This window comes from Nostoc sp. FACHB-888 (assembly GCF_014696655.1).
Classification (GTDB): Bacteria; Cyanobacteriota; Cyanobacteriia; order Cyanobacteriales; family Nostocaceae; genus Nostoc.
Genome location: NZ_JACJQM010000219.1, coordinates 1 through 6,221, shown reverse-complemented (window position 1 = coordinate 6,221; position 6,221 = coordinate 1). Strand labels below are relative to the sequence as shown.

General features: G+C 41.2%; 4 protein-coding genes and 1 pseudogene. 3 read left to right on the top strand and 2 right to left on the bottom strand.

Annotated features, from left to right (window positions below; genetic code table 11):
- Positions 1-158 precede the first annotated feature (158 nt).
- Both H6G26_RS37115 and H6G26_RS44065 read right to left on the bottom strand, forming a co-directional pair.
- Positions 159-1,751: pseudogene (locus H6G26_RS37115) on the bottom strand (Tn3 family transposase); the annotation flags it as partial.
- On the bottom strand, positions 1,750-1,878 hold the full coding sequence (locus H6G26_RS44065) for a hypothetical protein (RefSeq protein ID WP_277883959.1): 129 nt from the start codon (positions 1,876-1,878) through the stop codon (positions 1,750-1,752). The gene H6G26_RS44065 and the pseudogene H6G26_RS37115, both read right to left, overlap by 2 nt.
- 226 nt (positions 1,879-2,104) lie before the next feature.
- Between H6G26_RS44065 and H6G26_RS37110 the strand changes: the two genes are divergently transcribed.
- The 3 genes from H6G26_RS37110 to H6G26_RS44415 all read left to right on the top strand — a co-directional run bounded on the left by H6G26_RS37110 (position 2,105) and on the right by H6G26_RS44415 (position 5,988).
- Positions 2,105-4,606, top strand: coding sequence for a bifunctional diguanylate cyclase/phosphodiesterase (locus tag H6G26_RS37110; RefSeq protein WP_190736542.1), 2,502 nt, complete (start codon positions 2,105-2,107; stop codon positions 4,604-4,606).
- A 673-nt stretch (positions 4,607-5,279) separates the two neighbouring features.
- On the top strand, positions 5,280-5,540 hold the full coding sequence (locus H6G26_RS37105; RefSeq protein ID WP_190736540.1) for a hypothetical protein: 261 nt from the start codon (positions 5,280-5,282) through the stop codon (positions 5,538-5,540).
- A 346-nt stretch (positions 5,541-5,886) separates the two neighbouring features.
- Complete coding sequence (locus H6G26_RS44415) at positions 5,887-5,988, top strand: hypothetical protein (RefSeq protein ID WP_339382477.1); 102 nt, start codon at positions 5,887-5,889, stop codon at positions 5,986-5,988.
- The last annotated feature ends 233 nt before the right edge of the window (positions 5,989-6,221 follow it).

Genomic DNA, 6,221 nt, shown 5'->3' with positions numbered 1-6,221 from the left:
TAATAAGTCTGTTGAGGTTTTGGGGGATTGAATTTCTAACTCAGTTCGCAAGTAGCGAAAAACGCTTTTTAAATAAGTGTAATCGGGATGTTCGCCACGCAGATATTTAGCTAATTCATGTGCTTTCTTTTTAGCTGGAGTCCGTTGAACATTTACATTCACGCAATTACCTCCACGGGAAAATCAATCAGTAATCGTTCATCTAGGTCTAGCCTCCAAGTGCCATAGGGATTAACATGGCTATAAATGAGAGGTGTTAACGCCCGAAAGTCTTCTGTTTTCATTCGAGACATCCAAGTAGGTTCAGATAAAACCTGTTGAATCATCAAAGTATTGATATAAACCAAGCATATTTGTAATAAGTGAAGACACAATACCGACAATTCCTGTTCTTCAAGGCGGTTAGTGGCAACCTCTCCACCCTTGCCATAGAAAATAAAACTGTTAGCACTGTTCCAGTTTTCAACAACATTTAATCCTTCATTGATTTCACGACGTAATGCCTCTGATTGCAGATATTGGCACAGAAAGATAGTTTTGATGACTTTACCTAATTCTGCCAAAGCTTGATAAGTAGGATGCTGAATATTGGCACGAGTAAACCGTTTAAGTATAGCTTCTGGTTCTGCTGTACCCAATCTCAAAGCTGTTGTATACTTCACCATTTGGTCGTATTGCTGTCTAATCAAATCCCATTTGATAGGACGGGTTAAAATAAGTTGTAAATTAGGATAAGCATCACTATTCCCCGCATCTGAGCGATAGAGTTTTTGCGAGTGAATCCGCTTCAGACGAGGCAATAATTCAAATCCCAGCAGGTGACAAAATGCAAAAGCCACCTCACTTTGTCCATGACTATCAACATAATTCTTCTCTAATTTCATGTCTGTGCAGTGGCGCAGCACTCCTTCAATCATTGCTGCCACCTCACTGGATGAACAAGTTTTCAGTTGGGAATAAATGCAGGTGGATTTGCGTTCTACGTGCCAGTAAATCATCACACCACGACCGCCATAACGGATATGCCACTCAGTCATTAAGTTTTGATCCCAAGCTCCAAATTTCTTCGAGTCACTGGCACAAGCTGTTGTGGCTTCTCCCCAAATTTGCGGCAGTCTTATCTGAAAAATAGCATTAACAACTGTTGCAATAGCCTTACGTAATTGGTCTTTATTAATAAAACGACGCTGCACATAACGTAAATCTTGATAATTTGTATTCAAAGTCGCAGCACTAAGTCTCTTAAGCCCTGTATTAGTTCCTAATCCATACAGACAAAGCAACAAACGTTTCTGCAAGGTGTTGCGCTCTAAGGCTTCTCTTGAAGCCACAGTTTTGAAATGTTCTGTAAAATCAATTCTTAAATCAGTTTCTTTGAGAATATCCAATAGGCTTGTTGCAGACCATCTCAACCCAATTTCAGTTTTTAGACGCAATAAATTTGTCGGTTCACTTTGTGCATCCAGGGGTGAAACAGAAATCCAGCCGTTTCCTTTTTTAAGAATTTTTACTTTGGTATTACTTTTTATATTGTTATCGAATGACGAGAGCGCATTATGCATAGCTTGCTGTAAGCCATTGATGAACTCGGATGCATCCGTAGGTTTGTTTAAAGCTTGATAATATGTTTCCCGTTGTCTATCAAAGTCGGCAGGTAAATCTTCTTCAGGATTGCGATAGCGATTAGCTCCCACTACCCAGATTTCTTTACAACGCAATTGTTCTCTTAATGCTTGTAACACACTAAGTTCATCTCAAATAACAAAATGCTGCAAAGAGGGTGTAGCGAATCGCTTCTGGATGAGCGCGTAGTTGACTTGGAAGCTCGGCAGCGACTCGAAGTTTATATATTTCTAAAACTTTGGGAGAAATCGGCATAGTTGCTTTTGAACCACTTCATCTTCTTATTATGCGACTTCCGTGCCGATTAGCTTACAATCTACTTTTTCAAAAAATTAAACAGATTATTTACCCCTTGGGTGTAGACTTACGAGCCTATCAGCTGTTATTGGTTAATCTATGTAAACTATTATTAATTTTGATGATTTATCAGCCAAATTTTTGTAGTCTTACTGTGTTAAAAGCAACTAAGCAGGTTGTGGGTATGTTCGTAGCCCTGGTTGGTTGTGCCGTAATGGTTGGCTGGCTTACTGATATTCAAACTTTAAAAAGCATCCTGCCAGACTGGGTAACTATGAAACCGAATGCCGCTTTAGGTTTGGTACTAGCGGGTCTGGCATTAATTTTTTTCCCTTCAACCGGACAGGTCAAATATCAAGTCACTCAGGGGTTGGCTATAGCAATAACCTTTCTGGGATTATTGACAATGAGCGAATATCTGTTTGGTTGGAATTTGGGAATTGATCAACTGTTATTTATAGAAAAGCCTGGAGCCATTGCCAGATATTGCTCTGAGCGAATGTCATTTCTTACAGCACTTAATTTTGTCTTGATTGGCTGTGCTTTATTGCTTTGCTCGGAGGCTCTGCGGCAAAGCCTTGCGTCTGCCAAAGCCTGTGCCAGGGAGCTAGAGATTTTTATGGAGATAGTTCCGGCAGCAGTTTGGATTGCACACGATTTACAGTGCCATCAAGTGACCACAAACCGTGCTGCCTACACATTGACGCGAAGAACGCCAGATTTAATCGTGACGGCAACTCCACCTACTGGAGAGTACCCCTTTCAATTTCAAATTCAAAAACAAGGGCAAAATATTCTGCCAAATGAACTACCAATGCAGCTTGCGGTTAGAACGGGGCGGAGCATTGAGACAGACTTGGAATTAGTCTTCAGTAACAGCAATGTGAGATTCGTTGCTGGTCGGTCTATGCCATTGCGAGATGATGCTGGCAATGTGCAAGGGGTGATTGGAGCTTTCTGGGATGTCACTAATCAAAAGGAAGTCGAGTCGGCATTACGACAGAGTGAAGAACGATTCCGATTAGCAATAGAAAACATCCCTGATACATTTGTGATCTATGATGCCCAACGACGGTTACAGTATATCAATGCTTTTGGAGTTAAGCGGAGTGGTTATTCTCTAGAGGCACTTATTGGACACACAGATGAAGAAATAAATCCACCATCTGTGACAGATGCTTATCTACCAATCCTCAAAAAAACTGTGGAGACACGTACTCTGCAAACCGGAGAATGTACGATCAATTTGCCTGATTGTGACCCTTTCACTATAGTTGTTACCTATGTGCCGCTTTTAAATGAATTAGGAGAAATTCATCAGATTCTGGGGATCACTCATGATATCACCGAGCGCAAATGGGCAGAGTCACAATTGCGGCAGAATGCGTTTTATGATGCATTAACAGGTCTAGCAAACCGAGCTTTGTTTATGGAGCGCTTAAAATACGCACTCGCTCTTGCCAAACGGCAAGAGGATTATTTATTTGCTGTACTGTTTCTCGACATAGATCGGTTTAAGGTGATCAATGACAGTCTAGGACACCTAATTGGAGACCAATTTCTGGTTGCTATTGCTAGTAGGCTCAAAGTATGTGTACGCTTGGTAGATACAGCAGCACGGCTTGGTGGAGACGAATTTACAATCCTGCTTCAGGGAATCCAAGATGTGTCAGAAGCCATCATGGTGGCCGAGCGGATTAAACAGGAACTAGCGTTACCCTTTGAGCTTTCAGGACAAGAAATAATCACAACTGCAAGTATTGGCATCGCTTTAAGTTCGACAGTAGACTATGACTTGCCTGAAGACGTACTTAGGGATGCTGATACAGCAATGTACCAAGCTAAATCGCAGGGTAGGGCGCGTTATCAGCTATTTAACCAAGAGATGTATGCTCAAGCTCTGGCAAGATTGCATTTAGAGATAGATTTGCGTCGAGCAATTGAACGCTTTGAATTTCGCGTTTTTTACCAACCGATTGTTTCGCTCACAACTGGCTCTATTTTAGGTTTTGAAGGACTATTGCGCTGGCAGCATCCAGAACGTGGTTTGCTGCCTCCAGCAAGTTTTATTCCCCTAGCAGAAGAAACTGGACTAATTGTCTCTATTGGCAACTGGGCGTTGCATGAGTCCTGTCGCCAGATGCAATCTTGGCGGGTGAGCCAGGGTACCAACTTGCCCGAAAAAATTTATGTGAATCTCTCCCTTAAGCAATTTTCTCAGCCGGATTTGATTGAGCAGATTGAAAAAATTTTGCACTCTACTGGTCTTGCTCCCAAATGTCTTGTGCTAGAAATTACTGAAAACGTAATTATGGAAAACGGTGATCAAACCAGTGCTAACCTTTTAAAACTTAAGCAGATGGGCATTGCATTATCAATTGATGATTTTGGGAGCGGCTACTCTTCATTAATTCGTCTTTCTAGCTTTCCGATTGATATATTGAAAATTGATCGCTCTTTTATCACCTCGATGAACGCAAGCAGCAGAAATTTAGAAGTTTGTGAAATCATCATTGCATTGGCAAACAAACTTGGTGTTTCGCCCAGTGTTGAAGGTGTAGAGACACAACAGCAACTAGCAGTTTTGAGAAAGTTGAAATGTGAATCTGCCCAAGGATATTTTTTCTCTGAACCATTGGATAGTTTAGCGGCGACAGCATTAATTACCACCAATACTCAATGGTAACTATTTTTTGAGCTTGATATCTTCCTAGAAGTGACTCAAACATTTGTCAGTGCTTCTAGTTGTGCAACTAGCTTTTCTATTTCAATACCTTAGCCAAAATAAGAGGATTAAGAGAGGGTCCGATATGAATAAGAAGGGGGAAGGGGGAAAGGAACCCCTAACTTAAAAGTTAGGGGTTTCAAATATGGATGCCGTGTTTTTTCTTGCTACGCATCTCAAAACACATTTTTTTTCTTTCTTCCTCTTAAAAGAGGAGGCTTTAAACCGATGGAGAAAAGGTTTTATATTTTCCCTTTACCCTTTACCGAATGGCACGCTTGAAAAGCGCAAATGTATTATTTACAAGGGTTTCATCACTTTGGAAAAACGTAGGCTAATGAAGCAGTGATGGCGCAAGCGCCCGCCGACTCTTGGAGACGCAATGCGTTCGGCATCGCAAACTGAGAGTTACAGATTATTCTGATTCCCGACCTTAGAACTATTAGTTTTATAAACCTCTTACCAGGCAAGTATTTCAGCTTTTCTTAGTGCCATTCGACTATGAGTCATACTAAAAAAAGGCTCATGATTTCAGCAATCACTAACTATATTTCCAAGCAGCCATTTGGCTAAGGAGATAGTTGAAACTGGGTTGACATTATTGGTGAAAATTTATTAGTAGGGAGGTGAAGTCATGAATCAGTCTCATGAGGAAGACAAAAATAAATTCCTTGACCCTCGTGGTCGCTACTACGGGCAAGTTAAACCAGAAAACTTAGTTTTCAATGCTAACTTGCAAGAATTTGCTCAAAAAGTTGGCATACTCACCAGTTTAGAAAGCAATGGTAAGCTTGACCCAGAAGATGCTTATCAGCAAATTAAGGAACTTTGGAAACAGTTAAAGCGCAGTAAGAAGGAACTGGGAATTGGTGAGGAGCCATCGGCAACAGCCTGAAGTTATTCTAATTTCGGAGTAATCACCTCAAACTCATTGCGCCTGAGTGATACTAGAATATTTTCCTCATTTGAATCTACTTTAATAAGCCAGCGTATGCTTGATTGACCATCTGAGTCTGGCTCTCGACCACAAACAACCCCAACTTTTCCAGTTACATAGAAAGGATTTAGAATCAAAACTGTGTCTCCTATTTGAGCTGGGTCTGGGGTCTGCAATAGCGCTCCTAAAGGTGTTAGCTCTGAAAAATGGACTTATACAAGTGAAAAGCTCTGTTTTATAACCTTATCTTAACCAATGCTTAATTCCTAGCTAATCTTCCTGGTGGTGTTTGTGATGGAATGCTTTGAGGCTAGAGCAACACTTCACAAGGGGATGCACGTTAACGTTAAAAATCAAATTCTCTGACTATCATCAGATAACCCGCAGTAAGCTGTTAAGCATATAAGAAAGCACGTTGAGATCGCAAGGGGCAGGGGCAGGGAGCAAGGGAGAGGGTTTGCAGCTTTTATTACCATGAAAATGGTGCAATTTAAATGACGATTAGCTTGAGACAATGCCTTACTCTGTGATTTGCCTTCACAGCCTGCGAGCAGCGGGAGCTGTGCGAAGACAACGCAATCGCTAGCTTGGGGTGGTGGAAGGCTATGGTCAAGATTTACAGTAGTTATACAGAGGTAT

What these genes read in the sequence shown, in the direction of transcription:
- H6G26_RS44065 (WP_277883959.1), bottom strand. Translation starts at nt 1,878, where the DNA reads ATGCCGATTTCTCCCAAAGTTTTAGAAATATATAAACTTCGAGTCGCT.
- H6G26_RS37110 (WP_190736542.1), top strand. Translation starts at nt 2,105, where the DNA reads ATGTTCGTAGCCCTGGTTGGTTGTGCCGTAATGGTTGGCTGGCTTACT.
- H6G26_RS37105 (WP_190736540.1), top strand. Translation starts at nt 5,280, where the DNA reads ATGAATCAGTCTCATGAGGAAGACAAAAATAAATTCCTTGACCCTCGT.